At 72.1% G+C, this 26,927-nt stretch carries 25 protein-coding genes and 1 tRNA gene; 16 read left to right on the top strand and 10 right to left on the bottom strand.

Annotated features, from left to right (window positions below; all coding sequences use genetic code 11):
- The first annotated feature begins 208 nt into the window (after nucleotides 1-208).
- From ACX9I7_RS20440 to ACX9I7_RS20425, 4 genes are all read left to right on the top strand, one after another.
- Nucleotides 209-1,168, top strand: coding sequence for an ROK family protein (locus ACX9I7_RS20440; protein WP_459388109.1), 960 nt, complete (start codon nucleotides 209-211; stop codon nucleotides 1,166-1,168).
- Nucleotides 1,165-2,319, top strand: coding sequence for an N-acetylglucosamine-6-phosphate deacetylase (nagA, locus tag ACX9I7_RS20435; protein ID WP_387575505.1), 1,155 nt, complete (start codon nucleotides 1,165-1,167; stop codon nucleotides 2,317-2,319). The genes ACX9I7_RS20440 and nagA overlap by 4 nt, the downstream gene beginning before the upstream one ends.
- Before the next feature lie 126 nt (nucleotides 2,320-2,445).
- Nucleotides 2,446-3,366, top strand: coding sequence for a 1-phosphofructokinase family hexose kinase (locus ACX9I7_RS20430; protein WP_387575507.1), 921 nt, complete (start codon nucleotides 2,446-2,448; stop codon nucleotides 3,364-3,366).
- Between the two features lie 76 nt (nucleotides 3,367-3,442).
- Nucleotides 3,443-4,267 (top strand): class II fructose-bisphosphate aldolase, encoded by an 825-nt coding sequence (locus tag ACX9I7_RS20425; RefSeq protein ID WP_387575509.1) that lies wholly within the window; start codon nucleotides 3,443-3,445, stop codon nucleotides 4,265-4,267.
- Here ACX9I7_RS20425 and ACX9I7_RS20420 read toward each other — a convergent pair.
- Nucleotides 4,260-5,234, bottom strand: a complete 975-nt coding sequence (locus ACX9I7_RS20420) for a carbohydrate-binding protein (protein WP_387575511.1) — start codon at nucleotides 5,232-5,234, stop codon at nucleotides 4,260-4,262. The genes ACX9I7_RS20425 and ACX9I7_RS20420 overlap by 8 nt on opposite strands.
- Before the next feature lie 145 nt (nucleotides 5,235-5,379).
- Nucleotides 5,380-7,170 (bottom strand): diguanylate cyclase CdgB, encoded by a 1,791-nt coding sequence (gene cdgB, locus ACX9I7_RS20415; RefSeq protein WP_459388108.1) that lies wholly within the window; start codon nucleotides 7,168-7,170, stop codon nucleotides 5,380-5,382.
- Between the two features lie 413 nt (nucleotides 7,171-7,583).
- Here cdgB and ACX9I7_RS20410 point away from each other — a divergent pair, with 413 nt between their 5' ends.
- Nucleotides 7,584-8,129: a flavin reductase family protein gene (locus tag ACX9I7_RS20410; RefSeq protein ID WP_459388107.1), complete on the top strand. Its 546-nt coding sequence runs from the start codon at nucleotides 7,584-7,586 to the stop codon at nucleotides 8,127-8,129.
- Between the two features lie 16 nt (nucleotides 8,130-8,145).
- Here ACX9I7_RS20410 and arfB read toward each other — a convergent pair whose 3' ends face one another.
- A complete protein-coding gene (arfB, locus tag ACX9I7_RS20405) occupies nucleotides 8,146-8,574 on the bottom strand; it encodes an alternative ribosome rescue aminoacyl-tRNA hydrolase ArfB (protein ID WP_387575515.1) in 429 nt (142 codons plus the stop codon).
- Nucleotides 8,575-8,784: 210 nt separating this feature from the next.
- On the opposite strand from arfB, the gene ACX9I7_RS20400 reads away from it, so the two are divergent.
- Nucleotides 8,785-9,360 (top strand): TerD family protein, encoded by a 576-nt coding sequence (locus tag ACX9I7_RS20400; RefSeq protein WP_189453332.1) that lies wholly within the window; start codon nucleotides 8,785-8,787, stop codon nucleotides 9,358-9,360.
- Nucleotides 9,361-9,465: 105 nt separating this feature from the next.
- On the opposite strand, the gene ACX9I7_RS20395 is transcribed toward ACX9I7_RS20400, so the two are convergent.
- Both ACX9I7_RS20395 and ACX9I7_RS20390 read right to left on the bottom strand, forming a co-directional pair.
- A complete protein-coding gene (locus ACX9I7_RS20395; RefSeq protein ID WP_459388114.1) occupies nucleotides 9,466-10,119 on the bottom strand; it encodes an NAD(P)-dependent oxidoreductase in 654 nt (217 codons plus the stop codon).
- Nucleotides 10,120-10,214: 95 nt separating this feature from the next.
- Complete coding sequence (locus ACX9I7_RS20390) at nucleotides 10,215-11,105, bottom strand: EamA family transporter (RefSeq protein ID WP_459388106.1); 891 nt, start codon at nucleotides 11,103-11,105, stop codon at nucleotides 10,215-10,217.
- A gap of 75 nt (nucleotides 11,106-11,180) precedes the next feature.
- Here ACX9I7_RS20390 and ACX9I7_RS20385 point away from each other — a divergent pair, with 75 nt between their 5' ends.
- The gene (locus tag ACX9I7_RS20385; RefSeq protein ID WP_387575519.1) at nucleotides 11,181-11,678 is read left to right on the top strand and encodes a MarR family winged helix-turn-helix transcriptional regulator; all 498 of its coding nucleotides are present in this window, start codon (nucleotides 11,181-11,183) and stop codon (nucleotides 11,676-11,678) included.
- A gap of 30 nt (nucleotides 11,679-11,708) precedes the next feature.
- On the opposite strand, the gene ACX9I7_RS20380 is transcribed toward ACX9I7_RS20385, so the two are convergent.
- Nucleotides 11,709-12,473 (bottom strand): MerR family transcriptional regulator, encoded by a 765-nt coding sequence (locus ACX9I7_RS20380; protein ID WP_459388105.1) that lies wholly within the window; start codon nucleotides 12,471-12,473, stop codon nucleotides 11,709-11,711.
- A gap of 151 nt (nucleotides 12,474-12,624) precedes the next feature.
- On the opposite strand from ACX9I7_RS20380, the gene ACX9I7_RS20375 reads away from it, so the two are divergent.
- Nucleotides 12,625-12,813, top strand: a complete 189-nt coding sequence (locus tag ACX9I7_RS20375; RefSeq protein WP_459388104.1) for an antitoxin — start codon at nucleotides 12,625-12,627, stop codon at nucleotides 12,811-12,813.
- Between the two features lie 20 nt (nucleotides 12,814-12,833).
- Here the strand turns inward: ACX9I7_RS20375 and ACX9I7_RS20370 are convergent, their stop codons facing one another.
- Nucleotides 12,834-13,385 (bottom strand): GNAT family N-acetyltransferase, encoded by a 552-nt coding sequence (locus ACX9I7_RS20370; protein ID WP_459388103.1) that lies wholly within the window; start codon nucleotides 13,383-13,385, stop codon nucleotides 12,834-12,836.
- 334 nt (nucleotides 13,386-13,719) lie between these two features.
- On the opposite strand from ACX9I7_RS20370, the gene ACX9I7_RS20365 reads away from it, so the two are divergent.
- The 4 genes from ACX9I7_RS20365 (at nucleotide 13,720) to ACX9I7_RS20350 (ending at nucleotide 18,661) form a co-directional block, all read left to right on the top strand.
- The gene (locus ACX9I7_RS20365; protein WP_459388113.1) at nucleotides 13,720-15,273 is read left to right on the top strand and encodes a M4 family metallopeptidase; all 1,554 of its coding nucleotides are present in this window, start codon (nucleotides 13,720-13,722) and stop codon (nucleotides 15,271-15,273) included.
- Between the two features lie 121 nt (nucleotides 15,274-15,394).
- A complete protein-coding gene (locus ACX9I7_RS20360; protein WP_189453342.1) occupies nucleotides 15,395-15,889 on the top strand; it encodes a hypothetical protein in 495 nt (164 codons plus the stop codon).
- Nucleotides 15,890-15,970: 81 nt separating this feature from the next.
- Nucleotides 15,971-16,984 (top strand): zinc-binding dehydrogenase, encoded by a 1,014-nt coding sequence (locus ACX9I7_RS20355; RefSeq protein WP_459388112.1) that lies wholly within the window; start codon nucleotides 15,971-15,973, stop codon nucleotides 16,982-16,984.
- Between the two features lie 144 nt (nucleotides 16,985-17,128).
- A complete protein-coding gene (locus tag ACX9I7_RS20350) occupies nucleotides 17,129-18,661 on the top strand; it encodes an MFS transporter (protein ID WP_392757997.1) in 1,533 nt (510 codons plus the stop codon).
- 27 nt (nucleotides 18,662-18,688) lie between these two features.
- On the opposite strand, the gene ACX9I7_RS20345 is transcribed toward ACX9I7_RS20350, so the two are convergent.
- Nucleotides 18,689-19,795 carry an aminopeptidase P family protein gene (locus tag ACX9I7_RS20345; RefSeq protein WP_387575532.1) on the bottom strand — a complete coding sequence of 369 codons (1,107 nt, stop codon included), beginning with the start codon at nucleotides 19,793-19,795 and terminating at the stop codon, nucleotides 18,689-18,691.
- Between the two features lie 251 nt (nucleotides 19,796-20,046).
- On the opposite strand from ACX9I7_RS20345, the gene ACX9I7_RS20340 reads away from it, so the two are divergent.
- Nucleotides 20,047-22,197 carry an MMPL family transporter gene (locus tag ACX9I7_RS20340; RefSeq protein ID WP_459388102.1) on the top strand — a complete coding sequence of 717 codons (2,151 nt, stop codon included), beginning with the start codon at nucleotides 20,047-20,049 and terminating at the stop codon, nucleotides 22,195-22,197.
- Between the two features lie 88 nt (nucleotides 22,198-22,285).
- On the opposite strand, the gene ACX9I7_RS20335 is transcribed toward ACX9I7_RS20340, so the two are convergent.
- Nucleotides 22,286-22,358 (bottom strand) — tRNA-Thr (locus tag ACX9I7_RS20335).
- A 162-nt stretch (nucleotides 22,359-22,520) separates the two neighbouring features.
- Between ACX9I7_RS20335 and ACX9I7_RS20330 the strand changes: the two genes are divergently transcribed.
- From ACX9I7_RS20330 to ACX9I7_RS20320, 3 genes are all read left to right on the top strand, one after another.
- Nucleotides 22,521-23,633 carry an ABC transporter ATP-binding protein gene (locus tag ACX9I7_RS20330; protein ID WP_387575536.1) on the top strand — a complete coding sequence of 371 codons (1,113 nt, stop codon included), beginning with the start codon at nucleotides 22,521-22,523 and terminating at the stop codon, nucleotides 23,631-23,633.
- Nucleotides 23,634-23,831: 198 nt separating this feature from the next.
- Nucleotides 23,832-24,242 carry a hypothetical protein gene (locus ACX9I7_RS20325; RefSeq protein WP_189453356.1) on the top strand — a complete coding sequence of 137 codons (411 nt, stop codon included), beginning with the start codon at nucleotides 23,832-23,834 and terminating at the stop codon, nucleotides 24,240-24,242.
- 66 nt (nucleotides 24,243-24,308) lie between these two features.
- Nucleotides 24,309-25,040 (top strand): nucleotidyltransferase family protein, encoded by a 732-nt coding sequence (locus tag ACX9I7_RS20320; RefSeq protein ID WP_387575538.1) that lies wholly within the window; start codon nucleotides 24,309-24,311, stop codon nucleotides 25,038-25,040.
- A gap of 152 nt (nucleotides 25,041-25,192) precedes the next feature.
- On the opposite strand, the gene ACX9I7_RS20315 is transcribed toward ACX9I7_RS20320, so the two are convergent.
- Complete coding sequence (locus ACX9I7_RS20315; RefSeq protein WP_459388101.1) at nucleotides 25,193-26,830, bottom strand: DoxX family protein; 1,638 nt, start codon at nucleotides 26,828-26,830, stop codon at nucleotides 25,193-25,195.
- Between the last annotated feature and the right edge of the window lie 97 nt (nucleotides 26,831-26,927).

The raw sequence follows: 26,927 nt of genomic DNA, 5'->3' as shown, positions 1-26,927 counted from the left end.
CACGTCACCCCAGGCGTGCCCCCGTCGGCCCGCCCCTTACCTGGGCAATCCGTGCCGGGCAATCGGGCGGGCGGGTGGGGTAGAACCCGCGCCGAAGGCGCGGCACCCCCACCGGGGGCACCCGGAAAGCCAAGCGCACCCCGCGCGGGAGGCGGCGCCACGGCGAGTGGACTAGACCTTTCCCGCCCGTAAGGGCGAGACTACAGACGTGAAACACGTCATCGCCCTGGACGTAGGCGGCACCGCCATAAAGGCCGCACTGATCGCCCCGGACCACACCCTGCTGCACGAAACCCGCAGGCCGACCGAGCGCGCCAAGGGCCCCGAGGCCGTCGTGGCCGGCATCCTCGCCCTCGCCGCCGACCTGCGCGAGCACGGCCGCCGTACGTACGGCGAGCCGGCCGCCGCGGCCGGCATCGCCGTACCCGGCATCGTGGACACGGACAGCGGCACCGCCGTCTACGCCGCGAACCTCGGCTGGCGCGACCTCCCCCTCCGCGACCGCCTCAGCGAGCACCTGGCCGGCACCCCCGTCGCCCTCGGCCACGACGTCCGCACGGGCGGGCTCGCCGAGGGCCGCGTCGGCGCCGGCCGGGGCGCCGACCGCTTCCTCTTCGTGCCGCTGGGCACCGGCATCGCCGGGGCGATAGGCATCGACGGCCGGATCGAGGCGGGCGCCCACGGCTACGCGGGCGAGATCGGCCACATCGCCGTGCGCCGCGGCGCCGACGCCGACGCGCTCGACTGCGGCTGCGGCGGCCGCGGCTGCCTGGAGACGATCGCCTCCGCGTCGGCGGTCAGCCGCGCCTGGGCGGCGGCGAGCGGCGACCCGGCCGCCGACGCCGCCGACTGCGCGAAGGCCGTGGCGGCGGGCGACCCCCGCGCCGAGCGGGTGTGGCAGCACGCGGTGGACGCCCTCGCCGACGGTCTGGTGACGACCCTGACCCTGCTCGACCCCCGCCTGCTGATCATCGGCGGCGGACTGGCCGAGGCGGGCGAGACCCTCTTCACCCCCCTGCGCGCGGCGGTCGCCGAGCGCGTCACCTTCCAGAAGCTCCCCCGGATCGTCCCGGCGGCCCTCGGGGACACCGCCGGCTGCCTGGGCGCGGGCCTGCTCGCCTGGGACCTTCTTCTCTCAACGGAATCCATGGAGGTATCCGCCCGATGACCGAACGAACGGTTCTCACCGGCGCCAGCGTGGTGCTGCCGACCGGTGTCGCGGAGGGGGCCCGCGTGACGATCGAGGGCGACCGCATCGCGGAGAACGCGCCGCGCGAGGCGAAGGAGCTGGACCTCACCGGCCACTGGATCGTCCCCGGCTTCGTGGACATCCACGTCCACGGTGGCGGCGGCGCGTCCTTCTCGTCCGGCGACGCCGAGGAGGCGCTCACCGCGATCCGTACACACCGCGCGCACGGCACCACCACGATGGTCGCGTCGACGGTGACGGGCGACCTGGACGACCTCGCCCGGCAGGCGGCGGCCCTGGCCGAGCTGACGCAGCAGGGCGATCTGGCGGGCATCCACTTCGAGGGCCCGTTCATCTCCGCGCACCGCTGCGGCGCGCACCAGCCGGAGCTGCTGCGCGACCCGGACCCGGCGGACGTCCGCAAGCTCGTCGACGCGGCGCACGGCGCGGCCCGCATGATGACGCTGGCGCCGGAGCTGCCCGGTGGCCTGGAGTCCGTGCGTCTGCTCGCCGAGCACGGCGTGATCGCGGCCGTCGGCCACACGGACTCGACGTACGAGGCCACCCTCGACGCCATCGAGGCGGGCGCGACGGTCGCGACGCACCTGTTCAACGCGATGCCGTCGCTGCTGCACCGCGCGCCCGGCCCGATCGCGGCGCTGCTGGAGGACGAGCGGGTCACGGTCGAGCTGATCAACGACGGCACCCACCTCCACCCGGCCGCCCTCCAGCTGGCGTTCAACCAGGCCGGCGCGGACCGGGTCGCGTTCATCACGGACGCGATGGGCGCGGCGGGCATGAGCGACGGGATGTACCCGCTGGGTCCGATGCGCGTCGAGGTCAAGGACGGCGTGGCGCGGATCGCGGACGGCCCGACGGCGGGCTCGATCGCGGGGTCCACGCTCACCCTCGACACGGCGTTCAAGCGCGCGGTGACGGTCGACCGGCTGCCGGTCGAGGACGCCGTACGGGCCCTGTCGACGACCCCGGCGCGGCTGCTCGGCCTGTCGGACCGGATCGGCACGATCGAGGCGGGCAAGGACGCGGACCTGGTCGTCCTGAACGGGACGTTCGACCTCGTCGGCGTGATGCGCAAGGGCGAATGGCTGGTTAAGCCGGAAGTGCGGTAATTATCCGCCCACTTCATCGAGAGCGGCGGGCCCGGAGGTCTGGGCCTGCCGCTCTCGCTTTGGCATGATCGCTGGCGCAACCACCACTGCCGCCCACTGTCGCCCCGGTCGAGGAGAGAGGCGCCGATGATCCTCACGGTCACGCTCAACGCCGCGCTCGATCTGACCTACCGCGTCCCCCGGTTGCTCCCGCACACCTCGCACCGCGTCCGGCACTCGGCCGAACGGCCGGGCGGCAAGGGCGTGAACGTCGCGCGGGTGCTGGCCGCGCTGGGCCACGAGACGGTGGTCACCGGCTTCGCGGGCGGCGCCACGGGCGACACCCTGCGCCGGCTCCTCGCGGAGTCGGCGGGGCCGCTGACCGACGCGCTGGTGCCCATCACCGGCGCGACGCGCCGCACGGTGGCCGTCGTGGACGACGCGACCGGCGACGTGACACAGCTCAACGAGGCGGGCCCGGACGTCACTCCGGCCGAATGGGCCGCCTTCGACGACCGCTACGGCCAGCTCCTGCGCGACGCCGACGCCGTCGCCCTGTGCGGCAGCCTGCCGCCCGGCGTACCGGTCGGCGCCTACGCCCACCTGATCCGCCAGGCCCGCGCCCGGCACGTGCCCGTCCTCCTGGACACCAGCGGCGAGCCGCTGCGGCGCGGCATCGCCGCCCGCCCGGACGTCGTCAAGCCCAACGCCGCCGAACTGGCCGCCCTCACGGGCTCCACGGACCCCCTGCCCGCGGCCCTGGACGCCCGCCGCCGCGGCGCCCACGCCGTCGCGGCGTCCCTCGGCCCCGACGGCATGCTGGCCGTCACCCCCGACGGCACCTGGCGCGCCACCCCGCCTGCCCCGCTGCGGGGCAACCCCACGGGCGCGGGCGACTCGGCCGTCGCGGGCCTCCTCTCGGCCCTGACGGAGGGTCTGCCCTGGCCGGACCGCCTCATACGCGCGGTGGCCCTGTCGGCGGCGACGGTCCGCGCCCCGGGCGCGGGCGAGTTCGACGCGGGGGCGTACGAGGAGCTGAGGACGGTCATACGGGTCGAGGAGCTGTGAGCGGACGCGGACCGGGGCCGGGGCCCGACCCGGCGGCGCCGAAGCGACCGTTACCCACGGAGGGGTTGAGCAGCCCATGCCACTGACCCGCACCCACGACCTGATGACCGCGGCCGGAGCCGTGATGGCCTTCAACGTCATCACCATCGAGCACGCCGAAGCCATCGCGCTCGGCGCGGAGGCGGCCGGCGCCCCGGCCATCCTCCAGATCTCCGAGAACGCCGTGAGGTTCCACGGCGGCGACCTGGCCCCCATCGCCGCCGCGACGGCGGCGGTGGCCCGCGCGTCGACGGCGCGCCTGGCCCTCCACCTGGACCACGTCGAAAGCGCGGACCTCCTTCACGCCGCGCACGCCCACGGCTTCGACTCGGTCATGTTCGACGCGTCGAAGCTCCCGTACGGCGAGAACGTCAAGGCCACGGCGGAGGCGGCCCGCTGGGCCCGAGAACGCGGCATCTGGCTCGAAGCCGAACTGGGCCGCGTCGGCGGCAAGCCGGGCGACGCCCACACCCCCGGCGTCCGCACCGACCCGGCCGAGGCGGCCGCCTACGTGGCCGACACGGGCGTGGACGCCCTGGCCGTGGCCGTGGGCAGCACCCACGCCATGACCGAACGCACGGCCGCCCTCGACCACTCCCTCATCGCGACCCTCGCCACCACCCTCCCGGTCCCGCTGGTCCTCCACGGCTCCTCAGGCGTTCCGGACGCGGAAATCCGCCGCGCCATCGCATCCGGCATGAAGAAAATCAACGTAGGAACGGCCCTCAACACGGCCTACACGGGTGCGGTCCGCGCCTTCCTGGAGGCCCATCCCTCGACGGTCGACCCCCGCAAATACCTCGCCCCCGCTCGCGAGGCGATGACGGGGGCGGTGGCGGGGTTCTTGAGGATCGTCAGCTGAGCCAGACCTGGTCGAGGTGGGACTCGCACGAGTCGCCCGGCTCGCAGGAGAACTTGAGGGTGTTGGTGCCCTTGTTGAGTGACACCTGGACCCAGCTGGTGAACCAGCCGTTCTCCCAGTCGCCCGGCTTGGCGCCGTAGTTCTTCATCTTGATGGGGCTGAAGGTCTTGTTGCCATTGGCCCACGTGGTGAGGGTGGCATCCTTGCCGGGGACGCCGTAGCGCAGGTTCAGCCGGTAATCCCCGGCCTTCTCTACGTCCACGGTCCACTCGACGGCGGCACCGACCTGGTTCATCCCGGTGATGTAGATACCCCCGTCAGCGTTGGCGCCCTTCACGGTCTTCTCCGTGGTGGCACCGCCGCTCAGCCGAAGGTTCGACGCGTCACGCTTCTGCTGGCCGTTGACCGAAGGATTCTTCGGCTGGTCGGCCTTGTCCTTGTCCTTCTGCTTCTTCGCGTCGCCGCCCTTGGACTGCTCGTCGCCCCCGGGCTTCTCCTCGCCACCGGCGGACGTCTGCTTGTCGTCCGATGAGCTGTTCGTCAGCATCGCCACGCCGATGCCGCCCGCGACCACGAGGACGACCGCTATCGCGGCTATGAGCAGCCCGCGCCGCTTCGGGCGGGGCGGGGTGGCGCCATGGCCGCCGCGTACCGGGGTGTGGCCCTGGGTGGGGGCGCCGCCCAGTGTCTCCGGCGCCGCGTAGTGCGGGTTCGGCCCGCCCGGCCGCTGCGCGGCCGCGCCGAGGTTCGAGCCGACGCCCTGCGTGCCGCCGTACGTGCGGGAGCCCACCGGGCGTACCTGGTTGTAGGACGTGCGGGGAACGCCCGGCTGATAGGCGGCGGGCTGCTGCTGGCCGCCCTCGCCCGATCCGCCCTCCGAGCGGTACAGGTAGCCGAACGGGTCGTCGTTCTCCGGCGCTCCGGACGCTCCCGAACCGCTGCCCGCGCCGTTGTTACCGGCCGTCATCCCCTGTCACTCCCCATATCCCACATGGTGTGCCCGTCGGCTACCACGCACCACGCTCGGCGGCGGTGCCGCATCGGCGAAGCGTACCCCGAGTGGGTGGTTTCACGCCGGGCACCCGGGCTCGGGGGGCCGGGCAAACCGGCACTCATCCGGCGCGCCTTCCCGCCTTGGCCCGAGCCCGCTTCTCCCGGTACATCCGCTGGTCAGCGGAGTGCAGCACTTCGTCCGCGCTCATGCCGCAGCCCGCCCAGCCGATTCCGAAACTCGCCCCCACCCGGACGGCCCGGCCATCGACCCTTATGGGCGGAATGATGGCATTTCGCAGCCGGACGGCAAGATCCTCCGCGTCCGCCAGGGCCAGCCCGTCGGCGAGGACGACGAACTCGTCGCCGCCGAGCCGGGCGACGGTGTCGCCCTCCCGCACGCCGTTGCTCAGCCGCCGGGCGACCTCTATCAGCACCGCGTCACCCGTGTGGTGGCCGAACCGGTCGTTGATCGACTTGAAGCCGTCGAGGTCGCAGAAGAGGACGGCCAGGCCCTTGGTGCCGCCGTCGTGGTCCTCGTCCGGGGCGATCGCGTGCTCGTGGTGGTCGTAGGCGTGGCCGTGCCCGTGGCCGTAGCCGGCGGAGATCCCCGGGCCGCCGCCGTAGTCCTCGGGCGGGAAGTCCGGCGCGTAGTCGGGGCCGGTGTCGGAGCCGAAGCCGTGACCGTGGCCACCGGTGGAGGGGAGGCCCCCCGCCGGCAGCGGCTCCGGGACGTACGCCGTGCTCTCGACGCTCGCGACCTCCGCGAAGCCGTCGAGCGCCCCGTACGGGCCGACGGCCGCCGCCGCGTGGGTCTCGCTGCCGGGCGGGCGGCCGCAGAGCCGGCTGCTGAGGCGGGCGCGGAGCTCGGCGCTGTTGGGCAGGCCCGTCAGGGAGTCGTGGCTGGCGCGGTGGGCGAGCTGGAGCTCGTGCCGCTTGCGCTCCTCGATGTCCTCCACGTGGGTGAGCAGGAAGCGCGGGCCGTCGGCGGCGTCGGCCACGACCGAGTTGCGCAGCGACACCCAGACGAACGTGCCGTCGCGCCGCGCCAGCCGCAGCTCGGCGCGGCCGCCCTCGGCGGAGGTGCGGAGCAGGGTGCCTATGTCCTCGGGGTGGACGAGGTCGGCGAAGGAGTAGCGGCGCATCTGGGAGGCGGAGCGGCCGAGCAGCCGGCACAGCGCGTCGTTCGTGCGGTGGAGCCGGCCGTGCTGGTCGCCGCCCATTTCGGCGATGGCCATCCCGCTCGGCGCATATTCGAACGCCTGTCGGAAGCTCTCCTCGCTGGCGCGCAGCGCCTGCTGTTCCCGTTCGAGCCGGACCAGAGCGCGCTGCATATTTGCGCGTAGACGAGCGTTACTGATCGCAATCGCCGCTTGCGACGCGTACATCTGCAGGGCCTCCCGGCCCCACGCACCGGGTCTCCGGCCGTTGCGCGGTTTGTCCACGGAGATGACGCCGAGCAGTTCGCCACCGGAGGGGCCCGTGGAGTACATCGGGGCGAAGAGCCGGTCCATCGGGTGCCACTCGTCGGCGAAGCGCGGGGCCGGGCCGGCGGTGTGCCACTGGGGGACGTCGTCGTCGTCGAGGACCCAGCCCTCGGTGTACGGGATGAAGCGCAGATCGCCCCACTCGTCCCCCATCGCCAGCCGCCGCTCCCAGGACACCCGGGAGCCGACCCGCCCCGCCATCAGGGCCTCCGCGCTGGCGCTCCCGGCCACGGCGGCGACGACGAGATCACCGTCCGGGCGGACGAGGTTGACGGCGGAGAGCTCGTAGCCGAGCCCGGACACGACACCGTCGGCGACGGTCTGCAAGGTGTCCGCGAGGCTGCGCGCGGTGTTCAGGTCCGCGATCGCCCGATGGACCTGTTTCAAGGTGGCCAGGCGGACGTACGGCTCCGACTCGGTCTCCATAGCTCGCTCTCCCCCGAGACCTCGACAGCAAACTCCAGGCTTCTTGTTCGTCCGATTACCCGGCCACTGAATCACAGCGAGCTGACCACCCGGTACACAGGGTCAACAATTAGCGCCCTCTGTGACTCATGTCACAAGAGGCGTTGAAGTCGCACCCCTGGCGTTCGATCGCGCTCTTATGCTTAATGAACGCAAATTCGAGGGCCCGGAAAAGACACGAACGGACATGATCAGATCTCTTCCGGACCGATTCCCACGCGGACGTACGCGCACAGGCTCTCAGGACCTAGGACCCGACGGGAACCCCGACTGGTCCCGCAGCCCGATGCGTTCCGTCCCCCGGGACGGCTAGCGTGCGAGGCGTGTTGCAGACGACTTCGCCCACCGAGACCGGCATAGCCCATCCTGAGGTAGTGACCGCCGAGCCAGACACCCACCGCGAGGGCCGCCCCGAGGGGGTGACCGCCGACGAATTCCGCGCCGCCCTGACCCGGCTGGCGGCCGGCGTCGTGCTGGTGACCGCGCACGACCCGGAGGACGGCCCCCGCGGCGAGGACGTCGGCATGACGGCCACCGCCTTCGTCTCCGTCTCCCTGGACCCGCCCCTGGTGATGGTGAGCGTCCGCAACGGCTCCCGCATGGACGACCTGCTGGAGCGGCAGCCCGCCTGGGCGGTCTCCCTGCTCGCCGAGGGCCAGCGCCACATCGCGGGCCGCTTCGCGATGAAGGGCCGCATCAGCGACCGGCTCCTCTTCGCGGACGTCCCCCACGAGCGCGGCGCGGTCAGCGGCGCCCCGCTGATCAAGGACACCCTGGCCGTCCTCGAATGCCGCACCGAGCAGCGCGTGGTGGCGGGGGACCACACGCTCGTCATCGGCCGGGTGCTACGGGCGGACACGCCCGGCACGGACACCGGCCCGCTGGCGTACTTCCGGGGGCGCTACCGCCACCTGGACTAGCTCCAGCCGGCTTCGGTCAGTGCCAATCGCGGCCGGTACGTCCCCGTTTGGTGTCGGCGCGCTGCTTCTTCTCCCGCAGCCGCCGCTCATTGATGCCGCGCGGGATCTTCGTGGGCCGCCGCGGCTTCGGCGGCGGCGCGCTCGCCTCGGCCAGCAGCGCCGCCAGCCGCACGGCCGCCGCCTCGCGGTTGCGCCACTGCGAGCGGTGCTCCGAGGCCCGTACCGTCACGACGCCGCCGACGAGCCGGCCCGCGAGCCTCTCGAGCGCGCGCTCCTTCCACACCTCGGGCAGCGCGTTCGTCGCCGCGAGGTCGAAGCGCAGCTCGACCTGGCTGTCGCTCGTGTTGACGTGCTGCCCGCCCGGCCCGGAGGAACGCGAGAAGCGCCACAGGAGCTCGGCCTCGGGGAGGGAGACGGAGCCGCGGATGACGTAGGGACCGGACATGCGTCCATGTTCCCCCGACGGACGCGGACACGTCACCCCGTTTATCCACGGAGGGCGCGAACGCACACGACGGTCCGGCCCGGCGTCAGGAACCGGCAAAGAAAGTAAAGCGGAATGGAACCCCGGGTCCCCCACATGGCGTTATCAGGGATGTGACGGCGGCCTGGAGCGCGCCGCGAGTCGACGCAGAAGCAGAAAGGGACTCATCCCATGGCTGTAAGCCTGTCCAAGGGCGGCAACGTCTCCCTCACCAAGGAGGCCCCGGGCCTGACGGCCGTCACGGTCGGCCTCGGCTGGGACGTCCGCACCACCACCGGCACGGACTTCGACCTCGACGCCAGCGCCATCGCCGTGAACGCGGGCGGCCGGGTCTACTCCGACTCCCACTTCGTCTTCTTCAACAACAAGTCGACGCCGGACCAGTCCATCGTCCACACCGGTGACAACACCACCGGCCAGGGCGAGGGCGACGACGAGCAGATCAACGTGAACCTGGCGGCCCTCCCGGCCGACATCACGAAGATCGTCTTCCCGGTCTCCATCTACGACGCCGCGGCCCGCTCGCAGAACTTCGGCCAGGTCCGCAACGCCTACATCCGCATCGTCAACCAGGCCGGCGGCGCCGAGATCGCCCGCTACGACCTCAGCGAGGACGCGGCCACCGAGACGGCCATGGTCTTCGGCGAGCTCTACCGCAACGGCGCGGAGTGGAAGTTCCGCGCGGTCGGCCAGGGCTACGCGTCGGGTCTGGTCGGCATCGCCCAGGACTTCGGCGTCAACGTCTGAGACGTCTGAGACGTCCAAGACGCACAGCGGATCGCCGGAGGGCCGCCTCGTCCTCCCCACCGGGACGAGGCGGCCCTCCGCGCACCCTTGTCGTGTGTCGCCGCGTCAGTACGCCACGGTGAACCGGGCCCGCCGGTGCGCGGGCCGCTCGGCCTCGTCCAGCAGGGCCACGGCCAGGTCCTCCATGGAGACGGCCGAGACGCCCTCGCCGTCGACGAGCAGTTCGTCGCGGCCCAGCCGGTACGCGCCCGTCCGCTCGCCCGGCTCCAGCTGCGCCGGCGGGCTCAGGTACGTCCAGTCCACGGCCGCGCCGGCGGCGCGGCAGGCGGCCAGCTGCTCGACGCAGGCCACCGCGATGGGCCGCCACGCCTCGGGGACGTACGCCGGGTCGTCGACGACGAGGACACGACCGTCCGTGCCCGGCACGGAGAGGCCCCCCGCCCCGCCGACGAGCAGCAGCCGGGCGCCGGCGTCCGCGACCCCGGCCAGCAGGGCCTCCGCCATCGGGACGAGCTGGCCCTCCTGCCCGGGCGCGGGGCGGGTGGCGCCGACGACCACGTCCTGCCCGGCGCTCAAGGCAGCGACATCCTCGACGACTCCCGCGTCGCCGACGCGTATTTCCGCTGCCTCGGGCAGCCCCGCCGCCCGGCCCCGGGCCAGGTCGCGGACGACGGCGGTGACGTGGTGCCCGCGCGCCAGCGCCTCGGCGACGACCCGGCGCCCCACGTTCCCGGCGGCACCGAACACGGTGACCTTCAGAGGCTTGCGCATGTCCTCGCGCATGTCCTCGCGCGTGCCTTCACTCATGTCTTCGCGCATCTCTCGCATCGTGTCCTCTTCCTCTTCCTTGACTCTCAGCTCTTGTGGGCGAGTTGACGGGGCGCGAGCCGCTTCTTGGGCTGCGTCTGTGCCACGACCAGGGCGGCCAGGACGACCAGCCCGCCCAGCCCCTGCGCGACGGTGAGGGACTGACCGAGCGCGAGCCAGCCGACCGCCGTGGCGACGACGGGGCTCAGCAGCCCGAGGAAGGTGACGTCCGTGGCGGGCAGCGCCCGGATGCCCCGGAACCACAGCACGTAGGCGAACGCGGAACCGACGACGGCCAGATAGCCGTACCCGGCGAGGTTCGCCGCGGTGAGCGACGTGGGCGGCGCACCTTCCACGAGGAGCGCGATCGGGAGCAGCAGCAATCCTCCGGCGACGAGCTGCCAGCCCGTCGCCGCGAGCGGCGGCGCGGACGAGGCCCAGCGCTTGCTGAGCACGACGCCGGTGGCCATCACCACCGCGCCGCCGACCGCGGCCGCCACCCCGATCCCGTCGAGCCGCGCGTCGGCCCGCAGGACGAGCATGCTGACACCGGCCACGCCCACCGCGCCGGCGACCACCGTGCGGACGGAGAGCCGCTCCCCCAGCAGTCCGGTGGAGAGCCCGGCGGCCAGCAGGGGCTGGACCGCCCCGATGGTGGCGGCGACGCCGCCGGGCAGCCGGTACGCGGCGACGAACAGCAGCGCGAAGAACGCCCCGATGTTGAGCGCCCCCAGCACCAGCGCCCGCCACCACCAGTCGCCCTTCGGCAGCCGCCGGGTCACCGCCACCAGGGCGAGGCCCGCGGGCAGCGCCCGCACGACCGCCGCCAGCAGGGGCCTGCCGGGCGGCAGGAACTCCGTGGTGACGGCGTAGGTGGTGCCCCAGACAGCGGGCGCCAGCGCGGTGAGGAACACGATCCCGATCCGATTGCTTAGCACTAAGCCAATATAACTCAGCACTAAGCTATCGGTGAGTGATCTACCTCACCGCTAAGACATTGCTAGGCTGAGGCCGTGGCAGATCACGTCGACCGAGTACTCGAACAGTGGGCCCAGGAGCGACCCGACCTGGACGCCTCCCCCATGGCCGTGATCGGCCGGCTGAACCGGGTGCACCAGCTGATCAACACCGAGCTCCGGCGCACCTTCGCCGCCCACGACCTGGACGGCGCCTCCTTCGACGTCCTCGCCACCCTCCGCCGCGACGGGCCCCCGTACCGCCTCACCCCGGCCGGGCTGATGCGCTCGTCGATGGTCACCTCCGGCGCCATCACCCAGCGCCTCGACCGCCTGGAGGCCCGCGGCCTCGTCGTCCGCACCCGCAGCGACCACGACGGCCGCAGCGTCGTCGTCTCCCTCACGGACGAGGGCCGCGCCCTCATCGACCGCGTCCTCCCGGACCACGTCGCCACGGAGGAACGCGTCCTGGCGGCCCTGAGCCCGGGCGAACGCGAGGCGCTGGCGGGCTCGCTGCGCGCCCTGCTGGAGTCCCTGGGCGACAGGACGGGCTGAGACCGCTCCGCCGGCGAACGAGCCGGAGGCTCAGCCCAGCCGGGCGTCCGCGTAGACGACCATCGCGTCACGCTGGTAGGCGGCCAGCCCCTCGGCGATCCTGTCGAAGTTCGCGCGGAACTTCGGGTCGTCGACGTACGTCTGCCCCACCCCCTTGTACGCGCAGGCGTTCGGCGTCCAGAAGTCGCACACGCCCCGGTAGTGTGCCTCCACCTCGGCCTGTACCGCCGGGTCGGCGACCGGGACGCCGGCCACCATGAACTCCGCCATGCGGATCATCTGCGCCGTCACCTCCCGCTGCCACCGCTCCGTGTCCTCGGCGGTCATCGCCTCGACGGCCTGCCGGGACTGCTCCCACTCGCGCGGCCACCGCTCCCGCACCTCCGCGTCGGTCTCGGCGTCGACGGAGCCGAAGCCCTCGAACAGGTTCTCCGGCCGGTTGATCCTCGTCATGCCGTTCTCCTCCCCTTCCTCCAGTTCGGTGATGGTGCGGCCGACGGTGCGGACGAGCGTCTCCAGCCGGTCGCGCTCGCCCAGCAGCCGCTCGTAGTGCTCGCGGAGCGCGGCCAGCCGGTCGACCTGGCTGTCCAGGACCGCCTGGATCTCGCGCAGCCCCAGCCCCAGCTCCCGCATCAGGAGGATCTGCTGCAACCGCAGCAGCTCGGCCTCCTCGTAGTAGCGGTGCCCACTGCTCCCCGTCCACGCGGGCGGCAGCAGCCCGATCTCGTCGTAGTGCCGCAGCGTCCGGGACGTCACCCCGGACATCCGGGCCACATCCGCGATCGACCAGGCCATCCGTCCGGCCCTCCCACACATCACCGGGCCGGTCTTTCCGGCCCTGGGGAAACCGTAGGAGTTGACGCAACGGCAACCGCAAGCCCGGGATGCGGCGGGGGCGGAACGCGGCGATCCTGAAGGCGTCAGGCGTTCCGTTAGGAGGACGGCCATGTCCATGCTCGACAAGCTCAAAGGCATGCTCAAGGGGCACGAGGACACAGCCCGGCAAGGCGTCGATAAGGCCGGCGACGCGTTCGACGCGAAGACGCAGAACAAGTACCAGAGCCAGGTCGACGCGGCGCAGCGGAAGATCGACGAGCAGCTCGGCAACAGGCCGCCGACGGACGACCAGCCCTAGCCCCCCTCGCCCCCCCCTGATCACCACAACCTGTCGATCTCCCCGGGGTGGAGCCCGATCCGGGCGTCCCGGAACGACGCGGCACCGCGCCGCCCCCGCTCGGTGAAGAAGTCCGCCATCGTGACCTTGTCGAAGCCCGGGCGGTCGCTGGGGAAGGGAGCCTCCGGGGTGCCCCCGACGAGCACGGCGCCCTCCAGTACGCGCCAGCCGGCCCCTTCGTAGAAGCCCCGCAAGGGGCGGTCGCAGGTGAAGATTCCCAGGTCCGCACCGCTTTTCGCGATCATTTCACGGGCGGCAGCCACGAGCTGCCGCCCGTGTCCTTTGCCCTGGTGCGCCTCGGCGGTGACGACCGAACTCAGGCCGGCCGCCCGGTAACGGACGCCTTCGTGCTCGATGTCCTTCCACAGGACGTCGAGCACCGCCACGACTTCACCCTCCGGCGTTACCAGCGGTATCGTCAGCGGATTCAACGCGGGATCGTGCGGGATTCCTCCCAGGCCGGGCCATGCCTCTTCGCGCAACGCACGTACCTGTACGCGCAATTGCTCCGGAAGGTAGTCCTCCGCGTACATTCCGATATCCATTCCCGCCAGCCCTTTCACTCCGTTCAACCGCCCCCTCTCGTCAGTTGAACACATCTTCCCCGCCCCCCAACTCACCGCATAGCGGATCCAATCCACCGCTCAGCGTTTACCAACAGATCAAATCCTTGTTGCGCCCCTGTCAATCTCCGTCCATCGATGGCACGCTCTCCTCAATTCGCTCCTGCACCACTCCTGATGCAACGGTGCGGCCCTTGACCCGGGCTGTCCGTAACCCCCCTCTTAGGAGATCGAGTTGAGAAGCAACACCGCCACCCCCCGAAAGAACTCCCTGCGCGCCGCCGCACTTGTCGCCTCCGCCGCCATGGTGGTCATCGGCGTGCAGTCGGGCTCGGCGAACGCGTCGGCCGAAAAGGTCGCGGGCGGCCAGCAGTTGGCGCTCTCCGCCGGACAGCGCGCCGCCGCCGTCCAGGACGCGCAGGGCGGGGCGGCCTCGACCGCCGCGAAGATCGGCCTGGACGCCGACAAGGAGAAGCTGATCGTCCGTGACGTCGTGAAGGACGCCGACGGCACGACGCACACGCGCTACGAGCGCACCTACGAGGGCCTGCCTGTGCTCGGCGGCGACCTCGTGGTGCACCAGAAGAAGAACGGCGCCCGCGACGTCACCAAGGCGACCGACGCCAAGATAGCCGTGCCCAGCACCACGCCCTCCCTCGCGCCCGCCGCCGCCAAGAAGAGCGCGCTGAGCGTCGCCGCCGGGGAGAAGACCGCGAAGGCCGACGCCGACCGCGCGCCGCGCAAGGTCATCTGGGCCGCGCAGGGCAAGCCGGTCCTGGCGTACGAGACCGTGGTCACCGGCGTCCAGAAGGACGGCACGCCCAGCAAGCTCCACGTGATCACCGACGCGAACACCGGCGAGAAGCTGTTCCAGGACGAGGCCATCGAGACCGGCACCGGGACCAGCACCTACAGCGGAAACGTTCCGCTGACCACCACCAAGTCGGGTTCGGGCTACACCCTCGAGGACGGCTCGCGCGGCGGCCACAAGACGTACGACCTCAACCAGGGCACCGACGGCACCGGCGCGCTCTTCACCAACGCGAGCGACGTCTGGGGCGCGGGCCGCCAGAAGGCCGGTGTCGACGCCCACTACGGCGCGGCCGTCACCTGGGACTTCTACAAGAACGTGCTCGGCCGCAGCGGCATCAAGGGCGACGGCAAGGGCGCCTACTCCCGCGTCCACTACGGCAACGGCTACGTCAACGCCTTCTGGGACGACGAGTGCTTCTGCATGACCTACGGCGACGGTGAGAACGACGCCCACCCGCTGACCTCGCTCGACGTGGCCGCCCACGAGATGAGCCACGGTGTCACCTCCGCCACCGCCAACCTCCGCTACAGCGGTGAGTCCGGCGGCCTCAACGAGGCCACCTCGGACATCTTCGGCACCGCCGCCGAGTTCTACGCCAACAACCCCGCCGACCCGGGCGACTACCTCATCGGCGAGAAGATCGACATCCGCGGCGACGGCAGCCCGCTGCGCTACATGGACAAGCCGAGCAAGGACGGCCGCTCCAAGGACTACTGGTCGTCCTCCCTGGGCAGCGTCGACGTCCACTACTCCTCCGGCCCCGCCAACCACTTCTACTACCTGCTGTCCGAGGGCAGCGGCAGCAAGGTCGTCGGTGGCGTGAGCTACAACAGCCCCACCTACAACAACTCCAAGATCACGGGCATCGGCCGGGACAAGGCCACCAAGATCTGGTACAAGGCCCTGACCACGTACTTCACCTCCACCACCAACTACAAGGCCGCCCGCACCGCCACCCTCAAGGCCACCGCGGACCTCTACGGCGCCACCAGCAACGAGTACAAGACGGTCGCCGCCACCTGGACCGCCATCAACGTGAAGTAACCCCCGCGGGCGCACCCCACCGGTACGCCCCGACGGGTACACCCCCCAGCGCCCCCGTCGCCCCCGTGGCGGCGGGGGCGCACCCGTCGTACGTCCCCGCCTTCCGTACGTACCATGAAGCGTGATCGACCTCGGCTACTCCCTCTCCCGCCGTTTCCCGGACCCCCCGCAGACGGACTACCGCACCGCCGACGTGCACGCGCTGCGGCACGACCTGTTCTGCGGCGACGTCTATCTGGCCGACGTCAAGGAGGACCGGGAGCTGTCCACAGCCTGGGGATGGGTGCCGGTGCTCGACTTCGCCTGGGCGCTGTGCGACATCGTCGAGAAGGTCGACCAGGACCCCCGGGGCAGCCGCTCGGCGCGGACGCAGTTCGCCGAGCTGGACTTCACCGAGTCCACCGACTGCCTGGTCTTCGAGCGCCGCTTCGGCTGGGTGGAGGTCACGGCCGACTGGGCGCCGGACGATCCGCCGCTGACCTTCGACCACAAGGCGCTGCGTCGCGAAGCCCGCGATTTCCTTCACGATCTGATCGCGGATCTGGTGGACATGCATGACGGACTCGGCGACAACCCCGCCATCTGGGACCTGCAGAGCCGCTTCCCCCGGGTGTGAACGACTTCTGCGCTTGACCTCAATCCTGGTTGAGGTTGAAGACTCGGGACCGTCCCCGTGACGATCTTCGAGGAGAGCGCCATGCACGCCATTCGTCTGCACGCCTTCGGCCCCGCCGAGAACCTGCGCCACGAGCGCGCCGAGGACCCCGTTCCCGGCCCCGGCCAGGTCCGGGTGGCCGTGGCGGCGGCGGGCGTCCACCTCGTCGACACCACCCAGCGCGCCGGGGACCCCGGCAACCCGTACGGCCTGCCCGAGCTGCCGGCCGTCCCGGGCCGGGAGGTCGCGGGCACCGTCGACGCCCTCGGCGAGGGCGCCGACCCCCGCTGGCTCGGCCGGCGCGTCGTCGCCCATCTGGGCCGCGCCGCCTCCGGCGGGGGCTACGCGGAGCTGGCCGTCGTCGACGCCGCCAGACTCCACGAACTGCCGGACGGGCTCGCCGAGGACCACGCCATCGCCATGATCGGTACGGGCCGCACCGCGCTCGGCATCCTGGGCTTCACCGAGCTGGGCGAGGAGGACATCGTGATCGTCCCGGCCGCCGCGGGCGGCATCGGCTCGCTGCTCGTGCAGTACGCCAAGAACGCGGGCGCCACCGTCGTCGGGCTGGCCGGCGGGCCGGCCAAGGTCGCGCACGTCGGCGCGCTGGGCGCCGACATCGCCCTCGACTACGACGACCCCGAGTGGGCCGAGCGGGCCCGTACGGCCCTGTGGGGGCGCGCCGCCACGGTCGTGTTCGACGGCGTCGGCGGCGCGGTCGCGCGGGCCGCCGTGGACCTGCTGGCACCCGGCGGGCTGCACCTGGTCTTCGGCTGGTCCGCGCGGGGCACGGTCGGCGCCGGGCCGTGGGAGCCCGAGCCGGCCTGGCTCGCCGAGCGTGGCATCACCTCACGGAACGTGCTCGGCCCGGCCATGCTGGAACGGTTCGGCGGGGGCGAGACCGGCATACGGCGGCTGGAGGAGCTGTCCCTGGCGGACGCCGCGGCGGGGCGCGTCGTCCCGGCCGTGCAGCGCTTCCCGCTCGCCGAGGCGGCGGCCGCCCACCGGGCGCTGGAGACGCGCGGCACGATCGGCAAGGTCGTGCTCGTACCCTGAGTGGCGTACTGCGGGATACGCCGAAATATGCCGAACAGGCGCCCGATTCACCGTCGAGGGGCGTATGTCACCCGCTGGGCCTAGGCTGGATTGCGAGCTTCTGCACGTCGCGCACGGCGCGAGAGCACGCGAGAGCGGGTACCCATGAGCTCGAACGAGCCTCCCATAGCCGATTCCGAGGCCCCTGAAACCGACGCCGACCCCCGCCGCTGGTGGGGGCTGGTGGTGATCGCACTGGCGCAGCTGATGGTCGTGCTCGACGCGACCATCGTGAACATCGCCCTCCCCTCGGCCCAGCGCGAGCTCGGGATGACCGACGCCCACCGCCAGTGGGTCATCACCGCCTACTCGCTCGCCTTCGGCGGGCTCCTGCTGCTCGGGGGCAGGATCGCCGACCGCATCGGGCGCAAACGCACCTTCACCCTGGGGCTCGTCGGTTTCGCGGCCGCCTCCGCGCTCGGCGGCGCCGCCCACGGCCAGGGCACGCTCTACGCGGCCCGCGCCCTTCAGGGCGTCTTCGCGGCGGTGCTGGCGCCCTCGGCGCTGTCGCTGCTGACGACGACGTTCACGGATCTGCGCGAGCGCGGCAAGGCGTTCGGGATCTACGGCGCCATCGCGGGCGGCGGCGCGGCCATCGGGCTGATCACCGGTGGCCTGCTGACCGAGTACCTGGACTGGCGCTGGTGCCTGTACGTCAACGTGCCGATCGCCCTGATCGCGGTGCTCGGCGCGGTCTGGCTGCTGCGCGACCACCGGCCGCCGCCGGCCGACCGGCCGAGCCTGGACCTGCCCGGGGTGCTGCTGGGCTGCGGCGGGCTCGTGGCCGTCGTCTACGCGTGCAGCGAGGCCGAACCGCACGGCTGGTCCAGCCCGTTGGTCCTCGGCCTGCTGTGCGGCGGGGTGGTGCTGCTGGCGTTCTTCGCCCGGTGGCAGACGCGGGCGCGCAGCCCGCTGCTGCCACCGCGCGTCATCGCCGACCGCAACCGGGGCGGCGCGCTGATCACGATGGCGCTGGCGGTCGTGGGGATGTTCGGGATGTTCCTGTTCATGACCTACTACCTGCAGGTCGTGCTCGGGTACTCACCGCTGCGGACCGGCCTGGCGTTCCTGCCGATGACCGGCGCGATCGTGCTCGCCTCGACGCAGATCTCGGCGCGGCTGATGACCCGGCTGCCGCCCCGGCTGCTGATGGCGCCGGGCGCCCTGCTCGCGGCGACGGGGCTGTTCCTGCTGACGTTCCTGACCGCCGAGCCGGCCTACGCCTCGCACGTCCTGCCCTCCATGATCCTCGTCGGGCTCGGCATGGGCCTGATCTTCATGCCGGTCGTCAACGTCGCCACGTCCGGGGTGGCGCCGCGCGACTCGGGCGTCGCCTCGGCGACGGTGAACACGGCGCAGCAGGTGGGCGGTTCGATCGGGACGGCGTTGCTGAACACGATCGCGACGTCGGCGAGCGCGGCGTATCTGGCGGGGCACGCGGGCGCGTCGTCGGCCGTCAAGGCCGGTGCGGTGCACGGGTTCAGCGTGGCGATCGGCTGGGGCGCGGGGATCATGCTGCTGGCGGCGGCGGTGGCGAGCGTGATGGTGAGCGCCCGGGCGCCGAACCAGCCCCGGCCCCGCCCCTTCACCGTTTCCGAGCGGGGCCTGCGGCCCCCTCGCAACCCCGCTCCGCGCTGACGCGCGGCGTCCTCGCCCCCGGCCGGGCTAACTCACCACGCGCAGTTCGCGCGCCGTGTTGTTCAGCCTCCGCCCGGCGGAGTCCGTGCACACCACGATGTCCTCGATCCGCACCCCGAACCGTCCCGGCAGGTAGATCCCGGGTTCAATGGAGAAGCACATCCCCGGTACCAGCGGCAGGTGTTCGCCCTCCACCATGTACGGGGGTTCGTGCGTCGTGACGCCGATGCCGTGTCCCGTGCGGTGGATGAAGTACTCGCCGTAGCCGGCGCGGCGGATGACCTGGCGGGCCACGCGGTCGACGTCCTGGCAGGCCACGCCGGGGCGCACCGCCTCGAACGCGGCCTGCTGGGCCTCGCGCACCAGGTCGTGGACCGTGCGCTCCTCCGCTGTCGGCTCGCCCACGTGCACCGTGCGGGTGGTGTCGGACCCGTAGCCGTCCTTGAGGCCGCCGAAGTCCAGGACGACCATGTCGCCGTCCTCGATGACGCGGTCGCCCGCCTCGTGGTGGGGGTTGGCGCCGTTGGGGCCCGATCCGACGATCGTGAAGTCGACCTGGGAGTGGCCGTGTTCCCGGAGCAGCCGGGCGAGGTCGGCGGCCACCTCGCGCTCGCGGCGCCCGGCGAAGCGCACGTCCACGATGGTCTCGTACGTGGCGTCGGCGGCCGCCCCGGCGGCGGCGAGCAGCTCGACCTCGTGGGCGTCCTTCACCGCCCGGAGCATCGGGAGGACCTCCGTGAGCGCCCCGAAACCCGCTTCCGGGGCCGTTCGCTGGAGGGCCAGCAGGTGCAGCGCCCAGGTCGCGTCGGAGACGCCGTAACGGCCGCGCGGGTCGAGGTGCCCAGCGATGGTGGCGTACGGGTCCTCGCCGTCGACCCAGCCGGTGATCTCCAGCGCGCCCGCGCCCGGTGAGTGCTGGGCGTCGGGCCGTTCCAGCTGCGGCACCACGAGGAGGGGCTTGCGGCCGGGAGCGAGCAGGAGGGCCGTGAGGCGCTCGGTGACGGCCGGGACGCGGTAGCCGCAGAGCCAGCCGAGATCGGGGCCCGGGGAGATGATCAGACCGGCCAGGCCGGCCTCGACGGCGGCCAGGACGGCGCGCTCCATGCGCGCGGCGTAGAAATCGACATCGCTCATGGGGGCAGCGTAATCCGGACGAAGACGGTCGGCCGAGTGACCTCTACCCCACGGGGGAGAGGGCCTCCACCCGCTCTCCTCCTCAGGGTTGAGAGGCTTCCTCAACTTCCCCACCCCAGGGCCGATTTCCCCCTGATTCCCCGGAATTTTGTTGTGGAGCGGGAACTTCAGTCCCTAGCGTGTTTCCCGTCTATACCGCACACACGAGCGCCCGTACACGCATGCTGTTAAGAGGTAGTTGAAGGAGCGTTATGTTCCGTCGAGTCGGGCGGTTCGCCGTCCATCGACCCTGGCTCACGATCGCCGGCTGGGTCATCGCGGCCGTGGCCCTCGCCATGTTCGCACCGGCTCTGAAGTCCACCACGGACGAGACCGAGTTCCTGCCCTCGCACTACGAATCGGTGCGGGTGGGGAACCTCCAGCAGAAGGCCTTCCCGCAGACCGAACAGCCCGCCGCGATCGCGGTGTTCCAGCGCGCCGACGGCGGCAAGCTGGACGACACCGACAGGCGCGACGTCATCAAGGTCGCCGCCGGGCTCGACGGCAAGCACCACGAGAAGATAGGCAAGGTGGTCTCCGACCCCAAGGCCGTCTCCCCCAACGGCGAGGTGGCCCTCGCCAACATCTACGCCACCACCAAGAACTTCAACGACGAGAAGCTGCCCGATTCGGTCAAGAAGCTGCGCGAGGACGCCAAACCGCTGCTCAGCGGCACCCATCTGAAGATGGGCATCACCGGGCAGGCGGCCACCCAGCTCGACGCGAAGGAGTCGTCCACCGACACCGACGCCATGGTCATGTCGGCGACGTTCCTGCTGATCATCGTGCTGCTGCTGGTCATCTTCCGCAGCCCGCTGATCGCGATCCTGCCGCTCGTCGTCATCGCCGTGGTCTCGGTCGTCGCCACGGGCCTGATCGGCACCGCCGCCTCGATCGGCGGGCTGAAGGCCGACTCCTCCATGTCCACGATCCTGATCGTCGTCCTCTTCGGCGTCGGCACCGACTACATCCTGTTCCTGCTCTTCCGCTACCGCGAGCACCTGCGCCGGGGCCAGGAGCCCAAGGAGGCCCTCGTCGAGGCCGTGGCCCGGGTCGGCGAGACCATCGCCTCGGCCGCCGGGGCCGTCATCGTCGCCTTCACCGCCCTGCTGCTCTCCACGCTGGGCATGATGCGGGCGATGGGCCCCTCCCTGGCCATCTCCGTGGGCGTCACCCTCGTCGCGGCGCTCACGCTCGTCCCCGCCGTCTTCTCGCTCCTCGGGCGCGCCGCGTTCTGGCCGTCGAAGGCCTGGCGCAAGGAGCCCCGGAACCGCTTCGCGAACGGTGTCGGCGGGCTGGTCGCCCACCGTCCCGGCGTGGTCGCCGCGCTGTCCGCCGCCGTCCTCGCGATCCTCGCCGTGGGCGCGTTCAGCATGAAGCCCCAGTTCGACACCAGCAGCCAGATGCCGCAGAAGCTGGAGTCCGTCCAGGCCATGAAGGACCTCCAGCGGGGCTTCTCCGCCGGCCAGTCCGACCCGGCCATGATCTACCTCAGCTCCACCAACGGCACCCGCCTCGACCGGGCGGCGCTGGAGACCTTCCGCGGGAAGCTCGCCGCCGTCGACGGCGTCGGCACGGCCGCGCCCGCCGTCGTCAACGGCGACGGCACCGTCGCCCAGTACAGCGTGGTCCTCAAGTACAGGCCCTCCGCCGACGAGGCCATCGACCTCGCGGGCGGCGAACTGCGCGACACGGCCCACGCGGCCGCGCCCGCCGGCACCGAGGCCCTCGTCGGCGGCACCTCCGCCGTCCTCGCCGACATCGAGGACGCCGTGGGCCACGACTACCGGGTCGTCTTCCCCGCCGCCGGGCTGGCCATCATGATCATCCTCGGTCTGCTGCTCCGCAGCCTGGTCGCGCCCTGGTACATGATGATCGCCGTGGCCCTCGGCTTCGGCGCGACCCTGGGCTCCACCGTCTGGCTCTTCCAGGACCTCAAGGGCGAGCCGGGCCTGCTCTTCATGCTGCCGGTGATCGTCTATCTCTTCGTGGTCGCGCTCGGCACCGACTACAACATCCTGATGATCGCCCGGCTGCGCGAGGAGGTCCGCCACGGCGTCCCGCCCAAGGAGGCCATCCGCACGGCCGTGGCCCAGTCCACCCCGACCGTCGCCTCCGCCGCGATCATCCTCGCCGGCACCTTCGGCGTGCTGGTCCTCGCCGACAACTCCATGCTCCAGCAGATGGGCTTCGCCGTCGGCTTCGGCATCCTGCTCACCGCCTTCGTGATGGCGACGCTCCTGGTGCCCACGGTCACCTCGCTGCTGGGCCACAAGGCCTGGTGGCCCGGCCACCAGGACTCGCCCCAGGAGGAGCCGGCCGGAGCCCGGCCCGTCGACGACCGGGTGACCCACCGGAGCTGACCGACCGGAACGAAAAACCCGGCCGGTCCGCAACGCACAGAACCGCAGGCCCTCCGAGGAGGGCCTGCGGTTCCGCGTTTCTTCACCGAGCCGCCTGTCGGACTCGAACCGACGACCTTCGCTTTACAAGAGCGGTGCTCTACCAGCTGAGCTAAGGCGGCATGCGAGACGCAGTCTACCCACAACGACTTCGTGGCCCGCCACCTGCTGACAACGGCTCCCGGCCCCGGTAGCGTCACGGGAAACCCAGCCCGATTGGACTGGACCACTCCCTCTACTCGGATCGTCCGGCACGTTCCTGCCGGTGAAGGGATCACATCACCATGGCCACGGTCACGTACGACAAAGCCACCCGGATCTACCCGGGCGCCGACAAGCCCGCCGTCGACCAGCTCGACATCGCCATCGAGGACGGGGAGTTCCTGGTCCTCGTCGGCCCCTCCGGCTGCGGCAAGTCCACCTCCCTGCGGATGCTGGCGGGGCTCGAGGACGTCAACGGCGGCGCGATCCGCATCGGCGACCGGGACGTCACCCACCTGCCGCCCAAGGACCGGGACATCGCCATGGTGTTCCAGAACTACGCGCTCTACCCGCACATGACCGTGGCCGACAACATGGGCTTCGCCCTGAAGATCGCGGGCGTGCCGAAGGCGGAGATCCGCCAGAAGGTCGAGGACGCCGCGCGCATCCTGGACCTCACCGAGTACCTGGGCCGCAAGCCCAAGGCCCTCTCCGGCGGCCAGCGCCAGCGCGTGGCCATGGGCCGCGCCATCGTCCGCGAGCCGCAGGTCTTCCTCATGGACGAGCCGCTGTCCAACCTCGACGCCAAGCTGCGCGTCCAGACCCGCACCCAGATCGCGAGCCTCCAGCGCCGCCTCGGCATCACCACCGTCTACGTCACCCACGACCAGGTCGAGGCCATGACCATGGGCGACCGCGTCGCGGTGCTCAAGGACGGCCTGCTCCAGCAGATCGACTCCCCGCGCAACATGTACGACCGGCCGGCCAACCTCTTCGTGGCGGGCTTCATCGGCTCCCCCGCGATGAACCTCGTCGAGGTGCCGATCACCGACGGCGGAGTGAAGTTCGGCTCCGACGTCGTGCCCGTGCCCCGCGAGGCGCTGACGGCCGCCGCCGACAAGGGCGACCGCACGGTCACCGTGGGCGTCCGGCCCGAGCACTTCGACATCGTCGAGCGGCCCGAGGGCAGGACCGACGAGCCCGGCGGCGTCGCCGTGACCGTCAACGTCGTCGAGGAGCTCGGCGCCGACGGCTACGTCTACGGCACCGCCGAGGTCGGCGGCGAGCGGAAGGACATCGTCGTCCGCGTCAACGGCCGCCGCGTGCCCGAGAAGGGCTCCGTGCTCCACGTCGTGCCGCGCTCCGGCGAACTGCACGTGTTCTCCACCTCCAGCGGCGAGCGCATCGGCGACTGAGCGTAACCAAGGAGGCGCGCCTCGCGTTCGGGTCCACGAGGGCCCGGACGCGGGGTGCGCCCGGGCGGCAAATACCCCGGCACACCTCGCATTTCGAGCTCCGTACGTCAACTCAACCGTCATTCTGATAACCATCGACATCCCCCGACCGGGTGACTAAATGGAGCGGCTTCATTACGCCTCGCTACCATCTGCGGCATGAACCAGGCCGCCCGCCGCATCGGCAGAACCCTCGCTCTCGTCCTCCCGGTCGTTCTCGTGCTCTCGGGGACTCTCGCGGTGACCCGCGTTCCCTGGGCGGCGCCGACCGCCGAGTCGCAGGTCCTCACCGCGTCCTCCGACAACGCCTCGACCGTCGCCAAGGCCCGTGCGCCGCACGAGGTGCTGCGCGACAAGCTGCTGCTGGAGCTCCAGGAGAAGAACCCCGGCGTCGCCCTCACCCACCTTCAGGAGGCGACCAACGGCCGCCCCACGCTGGCCCAGCACTGCATGGCGATCGCCCGGGCGCTGGGTGAGGCCGCGCGCAAGAAGTACGGTGAGCGCAAGGCCCAGTCCTTCGCCCGCCCCGTCTGCGACACGGCCTTCGCCGCCGGCGTCCAGAGCCACTGACCGCCCCCACCGCCGGCCGCACCTCCCTGAGCGGCACCGCATGCGGCACCGCATATCGTGCGGAGCATGACCGGCACGCAGCACAGCCCGTACAGCCTGTACCCGACGCAAGCCGTGATCCTGGCCGGAGGCCAGGGCTCGCGGCTCCGTCCGTACACCGACGACCGTCCCAAGCCGATGGTCGAGATCCCCGGCACGGGGGTCCCGATCATCGGCCATCAACTCGCCTGGCTGGCCGCCGAGGGCGTCACCGACGCCGTGGTCTCGTGCGGCCATTTGGCGCGTGTCCTGGAGGACTGGCTCGCCACGGCCGAACTGCCGCTGCGGGTCACGACGGTCGTCGAGCCCGAACCCCTCGGCCGGGGCGGCGGCCTGCGGCACGCGGCCGCCTCCCTGCCCCGCCCCGACGAGCCCTGGTACGCCACCAACGGTGACATCTGGACCCGGTTCTCGCTGCGCGAGATGGCCGCCTTCCACCATGAGCGGGACGCCACGGCGACGCTCGCGCTGGCCCGGCCGCGCATTCCCTGGGGCGCGGTGAAGACCGACGAGTTCGGCCACGTCCTCGACTTCGTCGAGGCGCCGCCCTCGCCGTATCTGATCAACGCCGGCGTCTACGTCTTCTCGCCCGCCTTCACGGGCCTGCTGCCCGAGCGCGGCGACCACGAACGCACCACGTTCCCGCGTTTGGCGCGTGAGCGCCGCCTCGCCGGGTTCCCGCTGCCGCAGGGGGCGTACTGGCGGGCGATCGACACGGCGAAGGACTTGGCCGAGGCGGCCAAGGAACTGGCGCGGTAGCCCCCCGTAGGGGCAACGCCCCGTAAGGGGCGCGGGGAACTGCGCGACAAGCCCCCACCGGCCCGCGGTGAACCGACCGCGCGTCGTGGCTGAGCGCGCAGTTCCCCGCGCCCCTTACGGGGCACGGGGAACTGTCCGCGTACCGGCGGCGGCTAGCCGAGGAGCCCCCCGAGGGCCCCTCCTCCGCCGGAGGAGCCGCCCGAGCCGCTGGTGGAACCGCCGGAGCCGCCACCCGTGGAGCTCCCCGTCGTCGCGCCCGACGAGCTGTGCTGCGGGGCCGCCGGAGCCGGCGCCTGGTGGGGGGACTGCGGCGCCGGGCGGACGCTGCCCGCGCTGCCGCTGGACTGCCCCGCGCCGCCCGCCGACGCCGTGGGCGTGTGGACCGTGCCGGCCGGCGCGGACGGCGTGGCCCCGGGGGTGGGCGTCTTCCGGTTGGACGGGCTGGGCTTCGGCGTGCCCGAGGCCGCCGGGCCGTGCGAGCCGCGCGGCGAGGACGACGAGGGCCGCTGCGGCAGCGGCGAACCCTGGAGGCTGTTGGACGGCGGGGGCGGGGTTCCGGGCGTCTCGGCGACCCGGGAGGAGCGGACGGCCCCGCCCAGCATCGACCCGGTGAGCAGGGAGATCCCGATGAGCACCGTCGCCATGACCGTGCCCCGGCGCAGCACGCGCCGCCGCAGCGCCCAGAGCTCGGCGCGCGGCCCGAGCCGCCGCCAGGCCTCGCCGGCGAGCCGGCCGTCGACGGAGTAGAAGGGCGCCCCGGCGATCACCAGGGGGCTCCAGGCGGCCAGGTAGATGATGTCGGGCGCGCCGTAGACCGGGGTGGACCGCCAGCTGACCGTGACGAGGAGGATCACGGAGAGCAGCACGCCGACGGCGGCGGCGAGCCGCTGCCAGAGGCCGAAGATGGTGAGGACGCCGATGACGACCTGCGCGAAGGCGACGCTCAGGCCGGCGCCGACGGGGTGGGCGAGGGCCAGCTCGCGCAGGGGCTCGGCGGCGGCCCAGGGGTGGAGCTGGTGGAGCCAGGCGACCAGGGAGCCGCGCTTGCCGCCGTCGAAGTAGACGGGGTCGCAGAGCTTGGTCATCCCGCCGTAGACGGAGATGAGGCCGAGGAAGACGCGGAGGGGGAGGAGGACGACGCCGAGGTTCATCCGGCGCCCGGGGTAGTAGGCGTGGCGGACGGAGTCGCCCTGGCGGCCGCGCCGGAGCTCGTCCTCGTCGGCGTCCTGCTCGTCGGCGAAGTCGTCGAGGTCGCCGAGATCGTCGGGGTGGCCGGCGTCCTCGTCGTAGGCGCTGTGGGCGGGGCGCATGCCGTGGAGGAGGCGGGTCGGCGGCCCGCCGTGCTCCTCGGCGGGCCCGCGCGGGCCGATCACCGTGGCCGGGGCGTCCTCGACGCTGACGCGCGGCAGCACCTGGGTGACGCCCGCGTCCCCGCCGCCGGCCGTGGGCAGCGGGCCGGTGAGGCCGCTGAGGCCGCCGGAGTCGCGGACGGCCTGGAGGAGCTGGGTGGAGGCGGAGTCTCCCGGCCCGGTCCGCCCGCTCCACACCACGGGGGCGCGGCGCTTGGCCCCGGCGCTCTTGGCGGCGGGCATCCGCGCCGCGTCCACTCCCCCGGCGAACTGCCGGGCTGCGCGCGGGGGCCGGGCGAGCTGCACCCGGAAGCTCAGATGGTTGACGATGACCTGCGCGGGGTCGGACGGGACCTTCACCGTACTCAGCGCGGGCTGGTCGTCGTACCCGGAAGAGCTTCCCCCCGTAGGTGTGCGGGGTGTTCTGGTGTCCACACTCATCTAACCGAGTGACCGGAGGTTAGGACACTGTCTTGACCGGTTGGATGTGTCCAGGACCCGTCAATATCTTCAGCAGAACGCGCGGCGGCCGGGGAGG

This window comes from Streptomyces sp. L500 (assembly GCF_054551825.1).
The sequence above is the reverse complement of the archived record's forward strand: the minus strand, read 5'-3'. Positions and strand labels throughout refer to the sequence as shown.

Excerpts from the sequence above, each read along its gene's own strand:
- ACX9I7_RS20345 (WP_387575532.1), bottom strand. The coding sequence starts at position 19,795 with ATGAGCGATGTCGATTTCTACGCCGCGCGCATGGAGCGCGCCGTCCTG.
- ACX9I7_RS20320 (WP_387575538.1), top strand. The coding sequence starts at position 24,309 with ATGACCGGCACGCAGCACAGCCCGTACAGCCTGTACCCGACGCAAGCC.
- ACX9I7_RS20425 (WP_387575509.1), top strand. The coding sequence starts at position 3,443 with ATGCCACTGACCCGCACCCACGACCTGATGACCGCGGCCGGAGCCGTG.
- nagA (WP_387575505.1), top strand. The coding sequence starts at position 1,165 with ATGACCGAACGAACGGTTCTCACCGGCGCCAGCGTGGTGCTGCCGACC.
- ACX9I7_RS20330 (WP_387575536.1), top strand. The coding sequence starts at position 22,521 with ATGGCCACGGTCACGTACGACAAAGCCACCCGGATCTACCCGGGCGCC.
- ACX9I7_RS20420 (WP_387575511.1), bottom strand. The coding sequence starts at position 5,234 with ATGACGGCCGGTAACAACGGCGCGGGCAGCGGTTCGGGAGCGTCCGGA.
- ACX9I7_RS20380 (WP_459388105.1), bottom strand. The coding sequence starts at position 12,473 with ATGGCCTGGTCGATCGCGGATGTGGCCCGGATGTCCGGGGTGACGTCC.
- ACX9I7_RS20315 (WP_459388101.1), bottom strand. The coding sequence starts at position 26,830 with ATGAGTGTGGACACCAGAACACCCCGCACACCTACGGGGGGAAGCTCT.
- ACX9I7_RS20400 (WP_189453332.1), top strand. The coding sequence starts at position 8,785 with ATGGCTGTAAGCCTGTCCAAGGGCGGCAACGTCTCCCTCACCAAGGAG.
- ACX9I7_RS20375 (WP_459388104.1), top strand. The coding sequence starts at position 12,625 with ATGTCCATGCTCGACAAGCTCAAAGGCATGCTCAAGGGGCACGAGGAC.
- ACX9I7_RS20365 (WP_459388113.1), top strand. The coding sequence starts at position 13,720 with ATGGTGGTCATCGGCGTGCAGTCGGGCTCGGCGAACGCGTCGGCCGAA.
- ACX9I7_RS20350 (WP_392757997.1), top strand. The coding sequence starts at position 17,129 with ATGAGCTCGAACGAGCCTCCCATAGCCGATTCCGAGGCCCCTGAAACC.
- ACX9I7_RS20430 (WP_387575507.1), top strand. The coding sequence starts at position 2,446 with ATGATCCTCACGGTCACGCTCAACGCCGCGCTCGATCTGACCTACCGC.
- ACX9I7_RS20340 (WP_459388102.1), top strand. The coding sequence starts at position 20,047 with ATGTTCCGTCGAGTCGGGCGGTTCGCCGTCCATCGACCCTGGCTCACG.
- cdgB (WP_459388108.1), bottom strand. The coding sequence starts at position 7,170 with ATGGAGACCGAGTCGGAGCCGTACGTCCGCCTGGCCACCTTGAAACAG.
- ACX9I7_RS20325 (WP_189453356.1), top strand. The coding sequence starts at position 23,832 with ATGAACCAGGCCGCCCGCCGCATCGGCAGAACCCTCGCTCTCGTCCTC.
- ACX9I7_RS20355 (WP_459388112.1), top strand. The coding sequence starts at position 15,971 with ATGCACGCCATTCGTCTGCACGCCTTCGGCCCCGCCGAGAACCTGCGC.
- arfB (WP_387575515.1), bottom strand. The coding sequence starts at position 8,574 with ATGTCCGGTCCCTACGTCATCCGCGGCTCCGTCTCCCTCCCCGAGGCC.
- ACX9I7_RS20370 (WP_459388103.1), bottom strand. The coding sequence starts at position 13,385 with ATGTACGCGGAGGACTACCTTCCGGAGCAATTGCGCGTACAGGTACGT.